The sequence below is a fragment of the Epilithonimonas caeni DSM 17710 genome, from assembly GCF_000426465.1.
GTDB classification, from domain to species: domain Bacteria; phylum Bacteroidota; class Bacteroidia; order Flavobacteriales; family Weeksellaceae; genus Epilithonimonas; species Epilithonimonas caeni.
The window spans coordinates 1-22,306 of record NZ_AUFK01000019.1 but is presented as its reverse complement, the minus strand read 5'-3'; the positions used below and the strand labels follow the sequence as shown (position 1 = coordinate 22,306).

General features: G+C 39.4%; 10 protein-coding genes. 7 read left to right on the top strand and 3 right to left on the bottom strand.

Annotated features, from left to right (window positions below; genetic code table 11):
- The first annotated feature begins 227 nt into the window (after window positions 1-227).
- Together der and upp are read left to right on the top strand one after the other, a co-directional pair.
- Complete coding sequence (gene der / locus K319_RS0113235) at window positions 228-1,535, top strand: ribosome biogenesis GTPase Der (RefSeq protein ID WP_027384027.1); 1,308 nt, start codon at window positions 228-230, stop codon at window positions 1,533-1,535.
- 99 nt (window positions 1,536-1,634) lie between these two features.
- Window positions 1,635-2,285 (top strand): uracil phosphoribosyltransferase, encoded by a 651-nt coding sequence (upp, locus tag K319_RS0113230; protein WP_027384026.1) that lies wholly within the window; start codon window positions 1,635-1,637, stop codon window positions 2,283-2,285.
- 71 nt (window positions 2,286-2,356) lie between these two features.
- Here the strand turns inward: upp and K319_RS0113225 are convergent, their stop codons facing one another.
- Together K319_RS0113225 and K319_RS0113220 are read right to left on the bottom strand one after the other, a co-directional pair.
- Entirely contained in the window at window positions 2,357-3,013 is a 657-nt protein-coding gene (locus K319_RS0113225; protein WP_027384025.1) for a ComF family protein, read from the bottom strand.
- A 4-nt stretch (window positions 3,014-3,017) separates the two neighbouring features.
- Window positions 3,018-4,529 (bottom strand): helix-turn-helix domain-containing protein, encoded by a 1,512-nt coding sequence (locus K319_RS0113220; protein ID WP_034671809.1) that lies wholly within the window; start codon window positions 4,527-4,529, stop codon window positions 3,018-3,020.
- 90 nt (window positions 4,530-4,619) lie between these two features.
- Here K319_RS0113220 and aceB point away from each other — a divergent pair, with 90 nt between their 5' ends.
- Both aceB and aceA read left to right on the top strand, forming a co-directional pair.
- Window positions 4,620-6,194, top strand: coding sequence for a malate synthase A (gene aceB, locus K319_RS0113215; RefSeq protein WP_027384023.1), 1,575 nt, complete (start codon window positions 4,620-4,622; stop codon window positions 6,192-6,194).
- Window positions 6,195-6,276: 82 nt separating this feature from the next.
- Entirely contained in the window at window positions 6,277-7,557 is a 1,281-nt protein-coding gene (aceA, locus tag K319_RS0113210; protein ID WP_027384022.1) for an isocitrate lyase, read from the top strand.
- A 194-nt stretch (window positions 7,558-7,751) separates the two neighbouring features.
- On the opposite strand, the gene glgP is transcribed toward aceA, so the two are convergent.
- Window positions 7,752-9,404 carry an alpha-glucan family phosphorylase gene (gene glgP, locus K319_RS0113200; protein ID WP_027384021.1) on the bottom strand — a complete coding sequence of 551 codons (1,653 nt, stop codon included), beginning with the start codon at window positions 9,402-9,404 and terminating at the stop codon, window positions 7,752-7,754.
- Between the two features lie 272 nt (window positions 9,405-9,676).
- Between glgP and K319_RS0113195 the strand changes: the two genes are divergently transcribed.
- The 3 genes from K319_RS0113195 (at window position 9,677) to K319_RS0113180 (ending at window position 22,175) form a co-directional block, all read left to right on the top strand.
- The gene (locus K319_RS0113195) at window positions 9,677-10,456 is read left to right on the top strand and encodes a hypothetical protein (protein WP_027384020.1); all 780 of its coding nucleotides are present in this window, start codon (window positions 9,677-9,679) and stop codon (window positions 10,454-10,456) included.
- A gap of 302 nt (window positions 10,457-10,758) precedes the next feature.
- Entirely contained in the window at window positions 10,759-16,602 is a 5,844-nt protein-coding gene (locus tag K319_RS0113190; protein WP_027384019.1) for an InlB B-repeat-containing protein, read from the top strand.
- 371 nt (window positions 16,603-16,973) lie between these two features.
- On the top strand, window positions 16,974-22,175 hold the full coding sequence (locus tag K319_RS0113180; protein WP_084403451.1) for a YDG domain-containing protein: 5,202 nt from the start codon (window positions 16,974-16,976) through the stop codon (window positions 22,173-22,175).
- The last annotated feature ends 131 nt before the right edge of the window (window positions 22,176-22,306 follow it).

The following is a 22,306-nucleotide window of genomic DNA, read 5'->3' as shown; positions in this document are numbered from 1 at the left end:
ATTCCAGAACTACACGTTTCAGATATTTGATGAGTTTGTAGTTTATGCTGAGCTGTCGAAGTACCTTTGCGAACCTTAAAATATTTTTTAATAATAAATAAAAACTTTGTAGGCTTTGTGTTCAAGTTTTTGAATAACAACTCTCAGTCAAAAACCGTATCTTTGCAAAAATTTTGGGCTCTTAAAGTAAGAGTAACCCATTAATAATCTTATTATTAAACAAATTTATGTCAAACATTGTCGCTATCGTTGGACGTCCCAACGTAGGAAAATCCACATTATTTAACCGTTTATTAGAAAGAAGAGAAGCTATTGTAGATTCAACTGCAGGAGTTACACGTGACCGTCATTATGGTAAATCCGATTGGAACGGCGTAGACTTCACAGTGATCGATACAGGAGGTTATGATGTAGGAACGGATGACGTTTTCGAAATGGAAATCCGTAAACAAGTTCAGTTGGCTGTGGACGAGGCCACGTCTATTATTTTTATGGTAAATGTGGAAGAAGGTCTTACCGATACAGATCAAGAGATCTATGAACTTTTAAGAAAAGCAAACAAACCGCTTTATCTGGTAGTGAACAAAGTAGATTCTTCAAAAGAAGAATTACCTGCAACCGAATTTTATCAATTAGGAGTTGAAAAATATTACACTTTATCTTCTGCAACAGGTTCGGGAACTGGAGAATTGTTGGATGATGTTGTGAGTGATTTCCCGACAACCGATTACAAAGACCCATTCGAAGGTTTGCCAAAAATCACAATTGCCGGTCGTCCGAATGTAGGGAAGTCAACTTTGACCAATGCACTTCTTGATGTTGAAAGAAACATCGTGACAGATATCGCTGGAACCACTAGAGATAGTATCCAGACTTTATACAACAAATTCGGACACGAGTTTGTACTGGTTGATACGGCAGGAATGAGAAGAAAATCGAAAGTAAATGAAGATCTGGAATTCTATTCCGTAATGCGTTCTATCCGTTCCATCGAGTTTTCTGATGTTGTCATCATTATGGTAGATGCGACTTTGGGCTGGGAATCTCAGGATATGAATATATTTGGTCTTGCCCAGAAAAACAGAAAAGGAATCGTGATTCTTGTGAACAAATGGGATTTGGTCGAGAAAGATACCAATACGATGAGGGATTTTGAAGCAGCGATCAAACACAAAATCGGACAGTTTACAGATATTCCGATCTTATTTGTTTCCGCTTTGACTAAACAAAGGATACTGAAAGCTGTTGAGGTTGCAATGGAAGTTTATAATGACAGGGCCAAAAAGATCAAAACTTCTAAACTGAATGAAGTGATGCTTCCTGTTTTCGAAGCATTGCCGCCACCGGCGATCAAAGGGAAATACGTGAAAATCAAATATTGTGTGCAGTTGCCAACGCCGTCGCCACAATTTGTGTTCTTCTGTAATCTTCCGCAATATGTGAAAGAGCCGTACAAGCGTTTCACGGAAAACCAGTTGAGAAAACACTTTGGATTCACAGGTGTTCCAATCGAAATTTACTTCAGACAAAAATAATTTCCGACCCTTTCAGAGTTTTAAACTCTGAAAGGGTTTTTTATAGTAATTAATGATTTTATAATTAAATTTAGAATCTAGTAATCATCATAACAAACTATGTTAACTATACTTTCAGAAAACTTTTCTCTTGTCAACTCATGGATCAATGACCTTCGAAATGTAGAAGTACAGCAAGACCGAATGAAATTCCGTAGAAATATGGAAAGGATCGGGGAAATTGCCGCTTTCGAAATCAGTAAAACCCTTGACCAAAAAGAGGTCGAGATCACAACGCCTCTTGATAAAATCACAGTAAAAGAAATAGAAACGCAACCTGTAATCACAACGATTTTGAGAGCAGGAGTTCCTTTGTTTCAGGGTATTTTGAATTATTTTGATAAGGCAGATTGTGGTTTCGTTGCGGCTTACAGAAAGCATGATGCCAACGATTATTTCTCCATCAAACAAGATTATTTGACTTGCCCGAAATTAGACGGTCGTCCATTGATCGTTGCGGACCCGATGTTAGCGACTGGTGCTTCTTTGATCGAAGCCATCAAAGATCTGCTGACCAACGGAAAACCAACTTCTATTCATATTGTTGCTGCAATTGCAAGCAGACAAGGTGTTGAAACGATTCAGAATGCTTATCCTGATGCGAAAGTTTGGATTGGTGCTTTGGACGAAAGTTTAACCTCAAAGGGTTACATCACGCCAGGTTTAGGAGATGCAGGTGATTTATCTTACGGAGAAAAATTACAACGATAATTATGAGTTATAAGTTATAAGTTATGAATTATGAATGATTTGAAAAACTCATAACTTATAATTCATAACTATTAAACGTCCATGGCCATCACAAGAATACTGATTTTTACATTCTTGGAATTATTTAGAATTTCCCAAGTGATATTCGATATTGTGTTTCCGGTAGTATAAACGTCATCAATTAAAAGAATGTGCTTGTCATTGATGTTTTCCGCCAATTGGTAAGCATTTTTTGTTTTCAGTCTTTCACTTTGGTTTTTCTTCGCCTGCGCTCGGGAATGTTTGATTCTTTTCAGTAAAGTGTGATCAACAGGAATATCGTAATGCTTCGATAATTCATTTCCAAAAAGATGTAGCTGATTGTAACCACGCTGTTTCAGTTTTTTGTAATGAAGCGGAACGGTAACTAATAGATCTGGTTTTCCATTGGTGAAATTAATTCGTTCGTATGTCCATTGGGCTAGGACTTTCCCGATTTTTTCTCTGTGGTTGTATTTGAGCTGGTGAATGATTTTCTGTGCCAGACTTTCCTTTTCATAGTATAATAAAGAAAAAGCGTTTTCAACAGGAATCAGCAAAGATGCTTTTTCCGTCAGGGAATTATTTTCAAAAAACTCATGATTGGAGAAATTAACTTTGTCCAGACACAATTCGCAAACGACTTCTTTTTTGTCAATCAGCTGATTGCAATCCAGACAACGATTTGGGAAAAGAAAGTCAAAAATCATTGTCCTAAATTAACGATTTTCTTATTTTCTCAATCGATTTTTTCATATCGAGGTTGAATTGTTCTTTTTCAAGTCTCGTTGGATGCGCTTGCCTCACTTCACAATTCTGAATGCTGCAACTTTCACAGGTCACTCCAACTTCAATGGTTTTCAAGGAAGAGGATTTTGCGAAATTCAGTTTTTTGATGGTTTGATTATTGAGCAAAATTCCCAAGCAGTAACTTCTGTTGCTTCCGTCAGAAAAAGGATTTTTTTGTGAAGTAGAAATCACGAGATAACTCACGCCCTGGTCTTTGTAATGTGATATTTGCGCATCGGTCAAAGTCTCATTTTCCTTAAGGTGATGCAGATTTTTCACAGCGATCCATCGTCTGCAGTAATGTTCGTTGGTAGCGTTGGAATGAGGTGCTTGCTGATGATTAAGGTGCAATTCTTTCAAAATCTGAATTTTATCAGAATCATCTTTTTTTACAAAACACAAGTAAAACAAATCCCGAATCCCGAATTCCGATGTCAAAACATTGGTTAATCGATAATAAAATGTCTCCGGCGAATCTGTAAAATGATTGATCAATGCTTCAAAATTCTGAGATTCCCATTGTTTTTGATCAAAGAAATCTGATGTTTTTTCAATCAGTTCTTTTTTTGAGATCAGGAAACAACCTGCAAAATAAGAAGCATAAAAATTATTGAGAATTTCCTCAAAGCTTCCAAAGTCCAGCCATGAATAAGTGTTTGGCCTTGGATTCAGTTTCAATACATTGAAGCCGATTTCTTTTGCGAGAATGAAGGTTTTTTGATTAAAGTCCAATCGCTCGTTCAGTAGCAATAATTTCTTTTCGGGAATATATAATGAACGAAGTTTGTTCAAAGCATAATCGCCGGAAAAATCCTTTGGTTGGATTATGTAACCGAATTTTTCCTTTAATAAATTTTCAAGAACCTCTGTTCTGAGGTTTTTATTGAGTTCCAGTTGATTTTCATTCGCAAACTGGATCGCTTTTTCTTCTACTTCAGGGAAATAATTGTCATACAATTCCTGAAAAGAGCGCATCACTGCAAAATAAAATCGTTCTTTTCCTAGGTTGTAATTCTGAGAAATTTCAATTAATGCATTAATAAAAGCAGTTACTTTTTTCGGTGCATCACTAATGATACTGATGAGGTTGTTCTTGTTGATCCCGAACAGATCTAATGGGATTTCCTTGAAAAAATCAGATTGCAGAACATCATTGATTGGTGTCAGACTTTTATCTAGTTTGGTCGAAACCAGATCATCAAAAGTACAATTCAAAGCTTCCGAAAGCTGAATGATCTTGTCGTGTTTCGGATACTTTTTGCCATTTTCTATTTCATTGAGATAAGATTTGGAAAGTCCGGTTTTGGTTGCAAGATCTTGCAGGGACCAGTTTTTTTTCTGTCTCTGTTGTTTCAGTTTTAGTCCGAAAACCACGCGTATATAGTCGCTTTCTGCAATCATAGAATCAAAGATAAATATTAAAGCGATTATCCGCATAATAATTTTTATAAAAATTTAGCGAACGTTCGCTATTTGTGAAAATCTTTTTTATATATTTGTCAAACCAAATCACAAAATATTTTAATTATGGAAACGATGAGCCAGCTTAGAATCTCTCCGGAAACCAAATTTCAAGAGGTTTTCACCGATGAACTAACAGAGTTTTTAATCAAACTTCACAGAAATTTCAATCATACCAGGATTGATTTATTAGAAGAAAGAAAAAAGACGCAATTGAGATTTGATTCGGGTGAACTGCCATCTTTTCCATCGGAAACAATTCATATCCGGAATGGAGAATGGACTTGCTCGGGAACGCCAAAAGACTTGCTGGATAGAAGAGTGGAGATCACAGGTCCGGTTGATAGAAAAATGATCATCAATGCGCTCAATTCAGGAGCTAATACTTTTATGGCGGATTTTGAGGATAGTAATTCTCCGACTTGGGAAAATTGCATTCAGGGTCAAATCAATCTAACGGATGCGATTAATAGAAACATTGATTTTACTAATGAACAAGGCAAATCTTATCAACTAAATGATGAAATAGCAACATTGATCGTTCGCCCAAGAGGTTTGCACTTATCCGAAAAAAATATTGAAATAGAGGGCGAAAACGCGTCAGGTTCTTTGATAGATTTTGGAATTTACTTTTTCAGGAATGCTAAAACTTTGATTGAAAAAGGAACAGCGCCTTATTTCTATCTTCCAAAATTGGAGCATTATAAAGAAGCGCGTTGGTGGAATGATGTTTTCATTTTTGCTCAGAATTATCTGGAAATTCCACAAGGAACAATCAAAGCGACTGTTTTGATTGAAACAATTACCGCTTCTTTTCAATTGGATGAGATTCTTTTTGAACTGAAAAATCACAGTTCGGGGCTCAACTGTGGACGTTGGGATTATATATTTTCTTATATCAAAAAATTCAGGAATCAAGCCCAATTCTTAGTTCCTGATAGAGACCAGGTCACGATGACCTCACCTTTTATGAGTGCTTATTCCAAACGGGTGATCGAGATTTGTCACAAAAGAAATGTCCATGCAATGGGTGGCATGGCAGCGCAGATTCCTGTAAAAAATGATGATGAAGCTAATGAATTGGCTTTCGAGAAAGTAAGAAATGATAAAGAACGGGAAGTTCGAAATGGTCACGACGGAACTTGGGTAGCGCATCCTGCTTTGGTGCCTGTAGCGAAGGAGATTTTTGACCAATATATGCCGAAGAAAAATCAGATCGATAAAAAGTTTGACCACAAAATCAAGGAGTCCGAATTGCTGGAAGTTCCCTCTGGAACAATTACGGAAAATGGTGTCAGAAAAAACATCAACGTCGGAATTCTCTATATCGAATCCTGGTTAATGGGAGTTGGGGCTGCTGCGCTCTACAATTTAATGGAGGACGCGGCAACGGCTGAGATTTCCAGAACGCAGGTTTGGCAATGGCTTCAGCACGAAGTTGTTCTGGATGATGAAAGAACTTTAACAAGAGAATTGGTCCTCCAATGGGAAAAAGAGGAACTTGCAAGAATCAAAAGATATGTCGGGGAAGAGCGGTTTACCAAAGGAAGATTCAATCTCGCAAAAGAGCTTTTCAATGAATTGATATTCTGTGATAAGTTTGAGGAATTCCTCACTTTGAAAGCCTATCCGTTTATATAAATAATTGATAAATGATGGATTATAATCGATTATCATTTATCAATCATCATTAATAATTAAATCCAAATCACCAAATATTATTATGAAAACAAAACAAGAACAAATCCAGGCTTTGGAAAAAGACTGGCTGACGAATCCGCGATGGATTGGCGTTACGAGACCTTACACAGCGGAAGATGTGCTGAAACTGAGAGGTTCTTACAAATTAGATTATACAATTGCGACTGAAATGTCCCAAAAACTTTGGGATAAACTTAATAACCAGGATTGGGTTGCCGGGCTTGGCGCTTTGACGGGAAATCAGGCTGTGCAGGAAGTGGATGCCGGATTGGAAGCTATTTATCTTTCGGGGTGGCAAGTTGCAGCAGATGCAAATCTTTCCGGAGAGATGTATCCGGACCAATCACTTTATCCGGCGAATTCGGTTCCGTCTGTGGTTAAGAAAATTAATAATGCTTTGCTGAGAGCAGACCAGATCCAATCGGTCAACGGAGGTGGAGAAAAAGAATATCTCGTTCCAATCGTTGCTGATGCAGAAGCGGGCTTTGGCGGGAACCTGAATGCCTTTGAACTGATGAAACAAATGATCGAAGCTGGCGCAGCAGGTGTTCATTTTGAAGACCAATTGTCTTCTGCTAAAAAATGCGGACATCTTGGGGGAAAGGTTCTGGTTCCGACCCAGGAAGCGATCAATAAACTGATTGCGGCCAGATTAGCTGCGGATGTTTGTGGTGTCCCATCTGTGATCGTTGCGAGAACTGATGCTGATGCTGCCGACCTGCTGACTTCTGATATCGATGACAGGGATAAGAAATTCGTGACCGGAGAAAGAACTTCGGAAGGATTTTATGTTGTGAATAACGGTGTGGAGCAGGGGATTGACAGAGGTTTGTCTTATGCTCCTTATGCTGACCTGATCTGGATGGAGACATCAAATCCGGATCTGGATTATGCAAGACGTTTTGCTGAAGGAATCCACGCGAAGTTTCCAAACAAAATGCTGGCTTACAACTGTTCTCCGTCTTTTAACTGGGCTGCAAAATTGACCGTTGAAGAAATGGAGAACTTCCGTGAAGAGCTGGCGAAAATGGGATACAAATTCCAGTTCATTACTTTGGCTGGTTTCCATGCTTTGAATACAGCGATGTTTGAGTTAGCTTATGCTTACAAAGAAAGAGGAATGGCGGGATATTCTGAGTTGCAGGAGAGAGAATTTGCGCTTCAGTCAAAAGGTTTCCGTGCGGTGAAACATCAGTCGTTTGTTGGAACAGGTTATTTTGATGAGATCCAAACGATCGTTACCAACGGAAAATCTGCAACTGTGGCCATGAAGGATTCTACAGAAACAGCACAATTTCATTAGAGCTCATAATCCATATTATAATTGTTGAATTTCGAAATATGTCAACAAAAAACCCTGATTTCAAAGAAATCAGGGTTTTGAATTTTATGATTCTAAATTCCATAGGTGAAACCTATGGCTATTCATATTTTGCCCCTTCAGGGCAAGCCCATCGAGAGATTGAATTAAAATCATTTATAATTTATCATTGATAATTAGTAAAGCAACTTGTAATATTCATCCGCCATTCTATCACTTCCGAATTGGAATTTAACATCATCCATTGCTGTCTGTACGATCTTTCTCCATTGGCTTGGATTTTCATAATAAGTTGGGATGATTTGATTTTCCAGAACATCATATAGATTGTTAAGGTCAAAATTGTCCTGTTCAATTTGAGGCCAGTTTTTGTAATCAGCCTGTGGAACTACGAAAGAGTTCTCTCCGTTTTTCGCAAATTCCGGGATCCAGCCATCATCGGTGGAAAGGTTTACGGAACCGTTCATAGAAGCAGTCATTCCGCTTGTTCCAGATGCTTCTCTTGGAACCCTTGGGTTGTTCAGCCAGATGTCAGAACCTTGTTTCAGGGATTTACTTAATGATAATTCGTAACCTGTAAGAACGGCCATGTTCTTATGATTTTTACTTTCCTCGACCAGATTGTTGAAAGTAGAAATAGCACCATAATCCATTGGATAAGGTTTTCCTGCCCAGATGATCTGAACAGGATATTTAGAGTTTTCAAGCATTTTTCTGAAACGCTCTTTGTCGGCTAAAAGGAGGTCGGCTCTTTTGTAACCGGCAAAACGTCTTGCCCAAACGATTGTCAAGACACTTGGGTCGAAGATCTTTCCTGTCTGGTCAGCAACGATCTTGAATGTTCTTTTCTTGAGGTGTTTTTTTCTGTAATCGAAAAGAGTATCATCGCTTTCGTCCTTAGCATCATATAGTGGTTTATCTGCCCAATATTTGAATTCCTGCGCGTTTGTTATTGATTTGATCTCACAGATTCCCGGATATTTGCTCCACATTTCTCTGGAAACAACACCGTGAAGTTGAGAAACACCATTGGAGATTCTTGACATTCTCAATGCGCAAAGTGAGTGGTTGAAACGGTCGTCATTCACGCCTTCTATATTTTTGACCTCATCGATTGTCAATCCGCAGAAGTATGACATATCGTGGCAAAGGTGGATGTTATGTTTTTCATTTCCTGCTTCTTCTGGCGTGTGTGTTGTAAAAACTAATTTTTCTTTCACTTTAGAAAGGTCTCCGCCATATTTTCTTAATAAGTAAAAAGCTGCAGGTAAACCATGCGCCTCATTCAGATGATAGATATCTCTTTCGAAGTTCATTTCGTCCAGCAATTTTGCTCCACCTTTTCCAAGAAGGATGTATTGAGCCAGTTTTGTGGACTCGTTGGCGTCGTATAATCTGTGAGAAATTGTCTTTGAAAGGTGGTCGTTTTCCGGAACATCCGTACTTAGAAAAAACATTGGGCAGGTCTTGAAAGTTTCAGGATTCAGGTACCAAACTTTTACCCAAACCGGAGCATTGTGGATCTCGATCTGGAATTTGATGCCTGTATCTTCCAGGAAGCTGTACATTTTCTTTGTCCAGATGGGATTCAAAGTTTGGTCGGCGTTTCTGCTTTGGTCATAGTAACCATATTTCCACAAGATCCCAATTCCTACAAAGTCTTGTTTTAAGTTATAGGCGCTTCTCATATGTGATCCGGCCAAGAAGCCAAGTCCACCGCTGTAGATCTTGAGTGCTTGGTCTATAGCGAATTCCATAGAGAAATAGGCGGTTCTTTTTGAGTAGTTTGGATTGATGCTGTAAGGCATCTTGAAGTTTTTGAAATCCATAGTTCTTTTTATATATTTTAAGGTCTTGTCTATAAGGTTGCAAATATAAGAATTAGTTTTTTGTACAATAGATCAGGGTGGTGTAAAGTCATGAAATTAAAAGGGAAAACCTGTCATTTGCCATTATTGCTTGCTTACGAAGCTTTCTTGTTTCCTTGAACATTTTGATCTGGGTCTTTATATTTTCTTTATTATTAATTTTAATTAATATAATTATTTTGTAATCAATTATTTACTAATTTAGAACAGGTTTAATTTCTAAAAGGAATGGTATGATCTTTTGCGAGGACCTTAATAAGAATCTGGAGATTTGTGTAGCTTCTAAAAATGAGAAGACGGATGACCTTGTCAAATGGTATGATTCCATTGGCAGGGCAAACCTGCACGAGCGTGAAGAATATCAGAAAAAAACCGAGTTGCTTTTGCTTAATACGTTGTTTAGCCATTTTCCTGAAATGGAGATTGAAAATTTGACAGGTGAAAGTCCTGATTTTATTATCAATTACAAAGGAAAGCGGATCGGGGTAGAAGTTTCGGAGATCATCAATCATTTTGAGCTTAAGAAAAAAGAAAGTTATATTAATCATATCTTTCGTACGGTGGAACATCTGTTGTCCGAATATAAAAGTCTCTACGGCATCTATCATCTCAATATAGATTATTTCCAAGATGACTTTTACCAGCAGCCGGAACAGTTGATCAAAGAGATCTCGTCAGCGATTACCAATAACAAGAGAACTAAAATTGTTAGATCTATAAGAAGAACGCCTCATCATAAAGGCGTTCTTTTGTTTTTAGAATACAACCTGTCTTTGTTTGATGAGCTCCATTCCGATAAAATTCTGGAAGTCATAGAAAAGAAGAATTCCAAATACCCCCTGTATAATCACAAGGCCAAGGAATGTTGGCTGATCCTGGTCTCCAATATGTACAACATTGCGTCCAGATACAGCTATATCAATGGTAAAGAGGAGCTCAGAAAAGTGAAGAGCCCGTTCTCAAAGATCTTGCATTTGGAAAATCTCTATAGCCAAATGATCGTGATCAAGTGAGACTTTTAGATCCGGGACTCTGAAGATTATTTCAAAATTAAATAATGAATTTGTGTTTCGTCTTGTTTTTGAGCGGAGCCGTTTTTTTTGTTTTCAATTATTAATAATTTATTTTTGAATTCAAGGTTAAGTGTTTGTAAAATTTAGGTAAATATGCTTTTTCTTAAAACAAATTCATTAGTATGTTTCCTATATGCAAATGTTTTTTAGTCTCATTCTTTACATTTATATTAACTTTTTATACCCTCGGATTTTATCCTTCTTATAATTTTATATTTGCTTGCTTATGAAAACAAAATGTGATGAAACTAAATTTATTAACAAAAATTTCGTGCTTTTATGCTAGTTCTTTAAAAGCTTTTTTTCTTTTCTTTTTATTGTTGATTGGGAATGTCGCATCAGGACAGACCTTGACAATTGTTCCCAATTCAGCAACTACAGGGTCGTCGGGTACCGGTTATGTAACTACCGCGAAGGCTTTTACCGCTTCGGGCGTTGACTGGTCGATTAATAATTGGATTCCTAATACTATACAAGTTAGGGGTAATCAATCCGCCGTAGCTTCAAATTTCCAGTTTTCAAATACTTCTGCAATACCGGGTAGTATTACCAAAGTTACCATCACCCGTAATGCCGGAACGTTGGTTGCTTCTAATGCTTTTCTACTTTTAGGAACCAGTGAACAGACAGGTGCTTCGAGTGGGACGGCGGGGACAATGAGTGGCAATAATATTGTTTGGACTCCTACGGGGAGTAGTAATACCTTTTTTAAAATTTATTTTACTAATGGTGCAACTTCTGGTACCACTACCATTACAAACATTATAGTAGAATATTCTGCCGGTAAGACTGTTACATTCAACTCAAATGGAGGCTCGGGAACCATGAGTTCTCAAACGGCATCTGTCCCTACCAATCTTACATCCAATACGTTTACGAGAACCGGTTATAGCTTCACAGGATGGAATACCACCACAAGTGGATCTGGCACAGCCTATGCCAATGGTGCCCAGTATAGCTTCAGTGCAGACATGACGCTTTATGCGCAATGGTCTGTCAATAGCTATAATGTAACTTACAATGCAAATGCATCCACTAGTGGAACTGTTCCGGCAGCACAAAGCGGAAATTATAACTCAAGCATCAATTTATCATCCAATACTGGAGCCCTTGCAAAGACAGGATATGTCTTCAATGGATGGAATACCAATGCCAGCGGGACAGGAACTCATTATAACGAGAATGCAAACTTTACAATACCTGCGGGCAATACAGCTCTGTATGCGGAGTGGAAACTGATAGCATCTTATTCCGGGGTGAGCGCAGGAGCAGGTACGGAACCGGCAACGCTTTCATCTCTTATCAATACACAAACGGATTCCTTGCTTAACTTTGATTTTACAGTTACGGATGATAATAATACGACGGACGGCAATGATAGTCTGCCAACTTTGATCAGTCAGATTGTTATCCCTCAAAATACAGGAAATGATATTGCCAACTGGACGCAGGCTATCGATGGAGCTGTGCTTACAGATGGCGTCAATACGATCGTGGGAACGGTTAATGCCACGAACGTAACATTTTCTGGTATTCCTGCCACGGTCAACTCATTAGGATATATTGCGGATAATGGTAATAAGACCTACAGCTTGAATGTCTGGTTGAAGACCTCTCTTGGGGGAACTTTGCCTACAACGATAGATGGTCAGAATCTGGTCTTCAAAGTAGATAGAAGTAATTTTACAACGGCAGGCTCCGCAACGTCTACTCAATTTGAAGCGGGTACAGGAACGGTAGTAGGATCTGGAGCCGGTAATAATGCGGTTGAGGTCATTGCAACCAAATTGGATTTCGTACAGCAGCCTACCAATATCACGGTTAATAGCAATATGTCTCCCGGGGTCACGGTATCGGCAAATGATGCTTATGGAAATAGGGACAGGGATTATACAACAGCAGTCGCAGTAACATCTACAGGGAACTTGACGGGTGCTCCTGTGAGCTCTAATGCCGTGTCTGGATTAGCTACTTTTTCTACGCTTAGACATACGGCGGCTGGAACTAATCTGAAATTGACGGCTGGTTCCTCTTCATTCGCAAGTATAGAATCGGATCCATTCAGTGTGGCCTTGGTGACGCAGGCGTCTGATTATTTTAAAAGTAAAGAGGTGACGGGTACATGGGCGACGGCAAGTAACTGGTTGTCTTCACCAGACAATGTAACATGGATCAACTCTACTTTGGTACCTTCAAATACGGCATCGGGAATCACTATATCAGATAACAGTACAATTACGGTCTCTGCAACTGCAACGGGGAAAGATATTACTGTAGAAAGTGGCGGTGTTTTGACGGTCAACAGTGCATTTACCATTTCAGGGACCAATGTTGTGAACGGAACTTGGAACCAAATAACAACAACGGCCATCTCAAACAGTGGTACCCTTGTTTTCGGAGACGATTCTATCTATAATCATAATGCCAATGGCGGGACAATACCAACTGCAACTTGGAGTGATTCTTCCAATTGTAATGTGATAGGCTATACAGGTACTTCCAATATAAATGGTGTTTCCGGGATAGGACAAGATTTTGGGAACCTGACCTTTAATAATACGAAAACGGGTTATCTCAATTTGTTTGCTGCTGCCGGAACTATGACGGTAAGAGGAACACTGACAGTGGGGCCATTGACAAGTAATCTTGTGTCATTTGGTAATTCTAGTTTTTCTGTGACGGCAAACATTAATAAAATTAATATAACTGGCGGTGCTTTGCATGGGGTTGGGTCTGGAACGGTTTTGAACTTGAATGTCGCAACTGACCTTGTTGTTGATAATACTGGTGCATTTCGTCTGGCGACTGGCAACGGGAATGCTAATGTCACGGTAACAAATGATGTTTTGCTCAAGGGTCAGGGAAGTTTAGAGGTTGTAGCTGGTACAAGTTCAACTGTTGGGACACAAATACTTTCTGTTGGAAGAGATTTTGTTATTGCCGGAACTTCGGCCATTTTAAATTTGAAATCCAATACAGGAGGGGCCACAGGGCCTGGTGTAGTTAATGTTGGAAGAAACTTCAGTTCAAATAATACTGCTACAGATGCTATAGATGTTGATTTTGGTATTGGGAGTGTGTCAAGTAATTATATTGCGATTTCTGGTAATCTGACCCACACAGGAAATGGTGTTTATCAAACAACTTCAATATCACAGGCAAGAGGTTTTGTTTTTAGAGGTACCTCTTCTATGCCATCCCAGATCAGCTACTCGGGAGAGAATTCTGATTACACGAGTTATGAAGTAGATGCTGGCTACTATGCAAAATTAAATACCGATCTGACATTGGGGAGTAATACAGGACCTGTTTCCTATTTTACAGTAAAAGGGACCCTCGACTTTGACGATAAGTCGATCATAGGAAATAATGTTGCAAGATTTGTTACTGCAAATGGAGCTGTGTTAAGTACATCCAATGCTCACGGATTTGGAGGGACCAATACTACGGGTAGCTTGAGGTCGTTTGGCGCAACTGGTTCCACTTCTAATAACGGAACAGCACAGTTTATAGCGGGTGTCAACTATTTGTTCAATACTAATACAATTACTCCTTTTCCAACAGGAACCATAGGGAATCCTGCAAGCCTTACTTTTAACAATGCAGAAGTTGTATCTAACAGAACGGGAAGTTTAATAGTCTCAGGAGCTGTTAATATCAATGGAACTTCTAAGTTTTCACTCAATAGTGCAGGAAACAGCCTGGCTTTGGGAGGTGTAATGACCATTGGGGAGAATGCTGTATTTGATAATAATGGTGAGAACCAGATTACAAGTGGGGGAAGTGGAGCAGCAATTGTAATAAATGGGACATTTGTTGCGAAGGATGCACAAGGGTTCACCGGTAGTAATTCTAGTGTGCCTACCGTTCCCGTTACTATTAATGCGGGTGCTACGGTTCATTATGCGCTAGATGGTGCTCAAACAGTGTCGTCCAGGGCAGATTATCAAAATCTACTCTTTACAGGGAGTGGTACAAAAAGTACTACGGGTAGCATTGCAGCCATCGCTGGTACGGTTACTATAGATGGGAGTAATGCTATATTGGATGTTTCCAATAATACATTTGGTAATTCTACAACTGGTCTTACAATGGTTGCCGGGACTTTTCGTTTGGCAGGTTCTGGTGTAAAACCGGATATCAGTGGGGCTTATAATCTGGCATCAGGAACCAATATAGAATTTACAGGAACATCTGCCACGCAAATTCGCTTAGCACCTCAGTATGCGAACGTTATTATTTCCGGAAGTAATGTGGTTGCGGGAACTACAACTAATGGAGGGCTGACTTTCCAGGAAAATGGAAACTTCATAGTGAAAAACGGAGCGAGGTTCAAGGTGAATAATGATAATGGCTTTAGCGGAGCTTCTACTACGGCTATTAAAAATACCAATAATCCAACAATTACTTTAGAATCAGGTTCTTCGATAGACTATACAGGTGCCGATCAAATAGTGACCAATAGTTTGGATTATCATAATTTGATAATTTCTACAGCTGGGGTGAAAACGGCGGCTCCCGGAAACATTATTGTGAATGGCCTAACAACGGTAAGCGCCGGAAGCTTAATTATTTCTGAAACGGCAGATCACACGACTTCTAACGTCCTGTATGCCCATAAGGGGATTTCTAACTATGGTGGGGCACTTAATTTTGGAACTAATGCACAGCTCATGCAGGATTCTGATGCAGTTAACATTGGAAATATTGTGTCTGCAAGAAAAGGCAGGCTTCCCAAAATGGGTTACAACTATTGGAGTTCGCCAGTCAACGCTCAGAATCTTTATGCGTTCTCAAATGGAGGACAGGTAGGAGGTACGCCTAAGAATAGGTTTTGGGTTTATGACGAAGCAACAGACACGTTTAAAAATACAGGAGCTTTCTTGTTGAATGACTCTTCTGTGTTCGAAACTGGGAGAGGGTATGCTATTCGTGGTATGGATAACTTCAGTACATCGATGCCAACCGTATCGTATGAATTCGCATTTACAGGTGTGCCAAATAACGGTGAATTATCGTTTGCTTCTTTGAAGTATACCAATGATATGAAAGGTTATAATCTCGTAGGGAATCCTTATCCGTCCAATATCGATTTTGATAAGCTTTATGCAGCCAATTCTTCTAAAATATACGCAACGGCCTATTTTTGGACCAATAACGACATGACGGTTACACAACAACAGGGAGCTGGCTATTCTGGTAATAATTATGCTGTCTATAATCTTACCGGCGGCTCTCCTGCGGTTCAAATAGATGGAGATCCAAATCAATCTGGCTCTGCAGGCCTGGCTCCAAGTAATATTATCAAAGTAGGACAGGGATTCATCATCAAAACAAAACTGGCGGGAAAAGATCAGCCTCTTGATTTTACCAATGACATGCGTTCTACGGATGACGGCAATTTCTTTAATAATAAAAATAACATTAATAATGATAGATTTTGGCTGAAATTGATATCTCCTTCTAGTGTTTCAAATACAGTGCTGGTCGGTTATATCCCTTCTGCAACCAATGATTTTGAAATCGATTATGACGGGGAGTTGTTTGTAATAGGTTCGGATTCTTTCTATTCTCTGTTAGGGAGCAGAAAATTAGCGATACAGGGTAGGTCTACCTTTGATAGAGAAGATAAAGTGGCTTTGGGAAATGTCTATTCTCAAAATGGAACTTACAGGATATCGATTGCTGATAAACAAGGTGTTTTTGATAATGGGCAGAAAATATATTTGAAAGATAAATTACTTAACAAAGTTATCGATCTGACCAATGGAGATTATATGTTCCAAGCTATAAAAGGTACCGATCACACCCGTTTCGAGATTGTCTATAAGGCAGAAGAAGTGCTTGGTGTTGGTGCTGACCTTAAATCTGATTTTATGGTCTATAAGGATAATAACGAGCAGGTTATCAAATCAACTAAGAAATTAGGAAAGGTTGAGATTTATGATGCTTCCGGGAAACTGGTCAAGACTGCAATTGTGAATGGCACGGAAGCAAGATTTGACACCACAATTTTATCAAATGGTGTTTATATATTTAAGATTGAGAACTCTGGAGACTTGAAAACAAAGAAATTCATAAAATAAAATATACAATTTATTAAAAAGTAAGCCTTTCGACTTTCGAAAGGCTTTTTTCTTGGCTAATAATTTTACCTATTGCTGGTCCTCTAATGCAACAGATGAGAAACAAGACATTTTATGTCCGGTCATTTTCAATGATGCGTTTATTTGATAGGGATTGTTTATGTGCGGGTTTTTATGATGTGTGATAATTGGCAAAAATGGGCAAATATCACATATATGTTTGCTTATGTAAAATATTTTTTTCAAATCATTGATTACAATGTGAACCAATTGCTAATTAATTGCAATATCGATAAAAATAAAAATTATTTCTTTCACGATATGTATTAATATATTAATTTTGTAAAGTTATATATGATAAATAATTTGTTATGAAAATAAAATTACTAACTAACTACGTTCTTGTAAGGCGATGGTTTACTTTTTTGAAGCTTTCTCAAAAAAGTATTATGTTTCCTGTTTTGCTTTTATTGATGCAATATTCCTTTGCTCAGACTACAGTGAACTACAATATGTCTAGCTTAGGACTGACAAATGGTGCAGCTACCGGAACAGGTAATTATACTGTGGTTCCTAGCATCATTACGGTTTCATTTGCTCAGAACAGTAGTGGTACTGCGCCTACTTATTTTACTAGTGGAGGTGTGCGTTTATATCAAAACGCGACAAAAGGGGGTTCCATGAGAATAAGTGTAGCTACAGGCTACAAGATTACAGGAGTTACTGTTACCAAAGCCAGTGGTGACGGTGATGGGCCTGCCGGTTATCTTGTTGACGGTGGCTCAGAGGCCGGAACTTTTGCAGATGGTACTACTAGTAATGTTATCCCTACTTCCGGGACAATGAATGCAACAAGTTATGTCGAATACTACAATAAAGGTAATTCCTCAACTACGAGGTGTTATATCACAGCAATTTCTGTTACTTATGCCGCAACAGGTCCTGCTATAACTCTTGGGAATAGCAGTGTTTTAAGCGGGGCCCTTACATCTACATATGGGACAGCTTCAACTACGGTGAGAACAGTATCCGTATCTGGTTCTGCTCTTACAGCAAATATCACAGCTACAGCTGCCAATCACTTTGAGGTTTCCAGCAATGGTACTACTTGGGGGCAGACGGCCACTTTCACACAATCGGGTGGTACTGTTAGCGGAACATTGTCTGTAAGACTTGCAGCCACTGCCCCTGTAAACGGTTCTTATAATAACGTGACTGCGGCAACTCTTACCAGCTCTAGCGCAACAGATGCTCTGGCTAAGACTGCTGCTACTGGCAACAGCGTCAGCAAAAAAGCTTTGAACATTACCGCTGATAACCAAACCGTAGCCTATGGTTCATCCGTTAGTTCGGTTACTTCAGCTGGCGCTTATACATTGTCCGGATTCGCTAATGGTGAAACTGCGACTACTATCTCGCAATTAGCGGGAGGAACTGGCACGCCTACTTACAATACTACTTATACTACTACAACCAATGCGGGAACTAGTGGGATTACTATTACGCCGGTTGTTACAACACTTAGTGCTACTAATTATAGCTTTTCACCAGTTGCTGGCATTATTACTATTGGCCGAGCTAATACCACAAGTGTTACCATTGTCAATGGTTCTCCGTACACTTACATTCCCGGGACACCTCAGGGGCCTACTGCGGTAACTGTAGTTCCATCCGCTAGTAATGGTGCGGTTTCATATCTTTACTCTGGTACTGAGAATGGTGGAAATACTTATTCGGCTTCTGCTGACAGACCTACTAATGCAGGCTCTTATTCTGTAGTTGCTACTGTTGCGCAGAGTACAAACTATGAGTCACAAAGTTCTCCGTCCACGCCATTCACAATTGATAGGGCTGCTTCTACCATTACAGTAACTGGAGATACTTCCTACACTTACAATGGAAGCGGGCACGGACCAACAACTTATGACCACACGGGCTCTTCGGGTGCAGTAACTTTCCAATATACCGGAGTGGGGGCTACAAGTTATCCTGAAAGTACAACAAGACCTACTGCGGTCGGTACCTATAAAGCGGTTGCTACATTAGCTGCTGACAATAATTATGCGAGTGCAGTATCGGATGACTTTAATTTTCAGATCACATCTGTAGCTGTACCTCAGATTACTAGTTCATTGACATGGTCCATGACCTATGGACTAACAGCTGCAACATATACTGTTACGGCCTCCAATAATCCTACATCATTCGGTGTTTCCGGATTGCCGGCGGGTTTAAGCTACAATTCTACAACTCATGAAATTACAGGGACTCCGACTGTTGCGCCAGGTGATTATGATGTTACGCTGACGGCTACTAATGAAGGCGGAACAGGTGATGAGGCAACTTTGGTTATTACGGTAGCACAAAAAGAGGTGACGATTTCTAATCCGGTAGTTTCAGATAAAGTTTATGACGGTAATACTACAGCTGTATTGACTGGTAGTGCAAACGGTTTTGTGAACGGTGATGATGTAACTCTTGATTTAACTGCCAATTTTGATGATGCAAATGCGGGTCAGGACAAACCGGTAACTTCTACAAGCACATTAACGGGAACTAAGGCAAGCTATTATACTTTGACGCAACCGACCGGCTTGACTGCGGATATTACAAAGGCGACGCCTGCTGTAGTGGTCACAGGAAGCGATGCTTATACATATAACGGTCTAGCTCAGGGGCCGGCAACTTCTACAGTGACACCTTCTGCTGCTGGGACCGCGACTTATTCCTATTCTGGTACAGAAGACGGAGGCGATACGTACGGTCCATCTGCAACCAGGCCAACCAACGCTGGTTCGTATTCTGCTATAGCTACAGTAGCTGAAAGTTCCAACTACAATACGGCTAGCTCTACAGCGTTTGCATTTACTATAGCCAAAGCTGATCAGGCACTCACTGGATTCGGAAGTGATATCGTTAAGCTTTCTACCGATGCGCCGTTCGACCTACCAACCGCTGTTACCACTACGGGTACTCAACCTGTGACGTACGCAGTTACCAATACGCCCGATGCAGATGTTGCAACCATCTCAGGGAACACAGTTACTATAACGGGTGTTGGAACCACTGGAATCACTGCACATGCGGATCCAACTGCAAACTATAATGCATACGATGCAAGTATCAACCTTATAGTCAATTTCAATACGGCAACTATTCCTACTGCCACAGCGGCAACTAATATTTTGGGGACAGGATTTAATGCTAACTGGAACGCGGTTGCGAATGCAGATAGCTACAAGTTGGATGTTTATACGAAAACCGCAGCTGCAACAGATACCGAATTGTTCGATAACGCTGGTGCCTCTGTACCATCAGAATGGTCAGCTACAAATGTAGGGCAACCGGGAACCTATCTGAAAATGATAATGAATACTTCCGTTTTAATTACACCTACTATCGATTTATCAAATTATGCTACCGCTGAATTAAATATGACGCTCGGTACTTTTGGTGGAGCCGGTGCTGGTAATGCTGTAACGTTTGATTTTTCTACTGATGATGGTGCTACGTGGTCTTCTCCTATAACAAGACAAGGTACCTCTACGACCAGTATCATGGATCCTGCGATTGATTTGTCAAGTTATGCTGGTAATTCGCAGGTTAAGATCAGAATGAGAACCTTATCTGCAACTGGAACTACACCTAATGGTACTTCTGGTGTAGGTGCAAGGTTGTCTAATATGGTTTTAACAGGAAGGCAACAAGTCAAATCACCAATATCCGGTTCGTTATTTACGATACCTGCTCAGGACCCTCAGCCTGCGACTTACTCTCGAAACTTTAATGATTTGGATCGAGATACTCAATATTATTATATAGTACGTGCAGTTAACAATGGTAATGAGACAGAAGATTCGAATGAGATAGCTGTTAAAACCACAAATGCCATAGTTTGGGATGGTGCCAGTTGGAGCAATGCCAATGTCGGTCCAGACGAAACACTTGATGCGGAGATTGTCGGAGCTTACACAGGTAGCACTAATTTTGAAACTAATAATCTGACCATTACCAGTACGGGTTCACTCACTATTCAGCCACAGCAGGATATTATAGTTCATGGAAGCATTGTACTTCCTGCGGATGATAAAATCACTATAGAAAATGATGGTAACCTGATTCAGACTGCCGATGGTATAGATACAAACCCAACTAACTATTCTGTGATTGCCAAGAGAAACTCCACATTGCCGACGGTAGGTTACACTTTTTGGAGTTCGCCAGTTTCTGGACAGAACCTATATAACTTCTCTGATGGATACAATAACGCAGGTGGTGAATCGGGTACTGGTACACCTTGGAACAGATTTTATGTCTATAATGAGGCGAATGATTATTTTGTAACGAAAATCACTAACGAGATTGAGCTCAATAGCGCTTCTACTTTTGTAACAGGACGTGGTTATGCTATCCGGGGTATGAACAAATTTGGAAATGAGAATCCTGCTACCAATGAATTTTTGTTTGGGGGTAAACTTAACAATGGGCAACTATTCTCCCAGCAGCTTAAAAATTCTTGTACTGTAGAAGCTGGATGCGAGAAAGGTTATAACCTTGTTGGGAATCCTTATCCGTCAAGTATAGATTTTGAAGCGTTGTATGCTGCTAACTCTTCTAAAATTTATGGTACAGCATACTTCTGGACCAATAATGATATTACCGTGACTCAACAGGCGGGTAATGGTTATAGTGGAAATAATTATGCGATATATAATTTGAGTGGTGGTACACCGGCTGTAGATCCGGATCCTACTCAAGGGAATGGTTTTGAGGTGCCGAACGGAATCATAAAACTTGGACAAGGTTTCATAGTGAAATCAAAAGTTGCAGGTAAAGACCAATCCTTAGAATTCAATAATGATATGAGGTTAGGTTATGATTCGAATGCTGTTTTCTATAACAGCAAAAAAGCAGACAAGAATCGTTTCTGGTTGACTTTTACTTCGCCAGCTAATATTAGTAACACAATATTGGTGGCTTATGTTCCGGAGGCAACAAATGGATTTGAGATCGACTATGATGGAGAATTGTTTGTGATCGGTTCTGATGCGTTCTACTCTACATTAGGAAGCAGAAAACTGGCTATTCAAGGTAAGGCAGAGTTCAATGCAGAGGATAAAGTGACTCTAGGAAATGTTTATTCTAAAGATGGAGAGTACAAGATTTCCATCAAAAATAGGGAAGGTGTCTTCGATGGTTCTCAAAATATATATTTGAAAGACAAACTTCTTAACAAAGTAGTGAATTTGTCACAAGGAGATTATATCTTCCAAGGAGTGAAGGGTACAGATGAAACACGTTTCGAGATTGTTTACAAAGAGGATGCTGTTCTGGCTACAGATGCTATTTCTAAATCCAGCTTCAATGTTTACAAAGATGGGAACAGCTATGTGATCACTTCTTCTAAGAAGTTAGGCAAAGTAGAGTTGTATGATACGGCTGGAAGATTAATGAAAACATTGAGTACGAATGAAACAACGATAAGAATTGATGTTTCTACATTCTCTAACGGAGTTTATATTTTGAAAGCTGAGAATTCAGGAGATGTAAAAACTAAGAAAATAATAAAATAATATTATTTTTAAATAATCAGCAAAAGACGTCATTTATGGTAGTCATGGTCGGAAGATTTTCTTCCGACTTTTTTGTTTTTATATGCGCAAAAAATAATTTTACAATTACCTGATAATCAAATAATTAACTT

Excerpts from the sequence above, each read along its gene's own strand:
- der (WP_027384027.1), top strand. The coding sequence starts at position 228 with ATGTCAAACATTGTCGCTATCGTTGGACGTCCCAACGTAGGAAAATCC.
- upp (WP_027384026.1), top strand. The coding sequence starts at position 1,635 with ATGTTAACTATACTTTCAGAAAACTTTTCTCTTGTCAACTCATGGATC.
- K319_RS0113225 (WP_027384025.1), bottom strand. The coding sequence starts at position 3,013 with ATGATTTTTGACTTTCTTTTCCCAAATCGTTGTCTGGATTGCAATCAG.
- K319_RS0113220 (WP_034671809.1), bottom strand. The coding sequence starts at position 4,529 with ATGCGGATAATCGCTTTAATATTTATCTTTGATTCTATGATTGCAGAA.
- aceB (WP_027384023.1), top strand. The coding sequence starts at position 4,620 with ATGGAAACGATGAGCCAGCTTAGAATCTCTCCGGAAACCAAATTTCAA.
- aceA (WP_027384022.1), top strand. The coding sequence starts at position 6,277 with ATGAAAACAAAACAAGAACAAATCCAGGCTTTGGAAAAAGACTGGCTG.
- glgP (WP_027384021.1), bottom strand. The coding sequence starts at position 9,404 with ATGGATTTCAAAAACTTCAAGATGCCTTACAGCATCAATCCAAACTAC.
- K319_RS0113195 (WP_027384020.1), top strand. The coding sequence starts at position 9,677 with ATGATCTTTTGCGAGGACCTTAATAAGAATCTGGAGATTTGTGTAGCT.
- K319_RS0113190 (WP_027384019.1), top strand. The coding sequence starts at position 10,759 with ATGAAACTAAATTTATTAACAAAAATTTCGTGCTTTTATGCTAGTTCT.
- K319_RS0113180 (WP_084403451.1), top strand. The coding sequence starts at position 16,974 with ATGAAAATAAAATTACTAACTAACTACGTTCTTGTAAGGCGATGGTTT.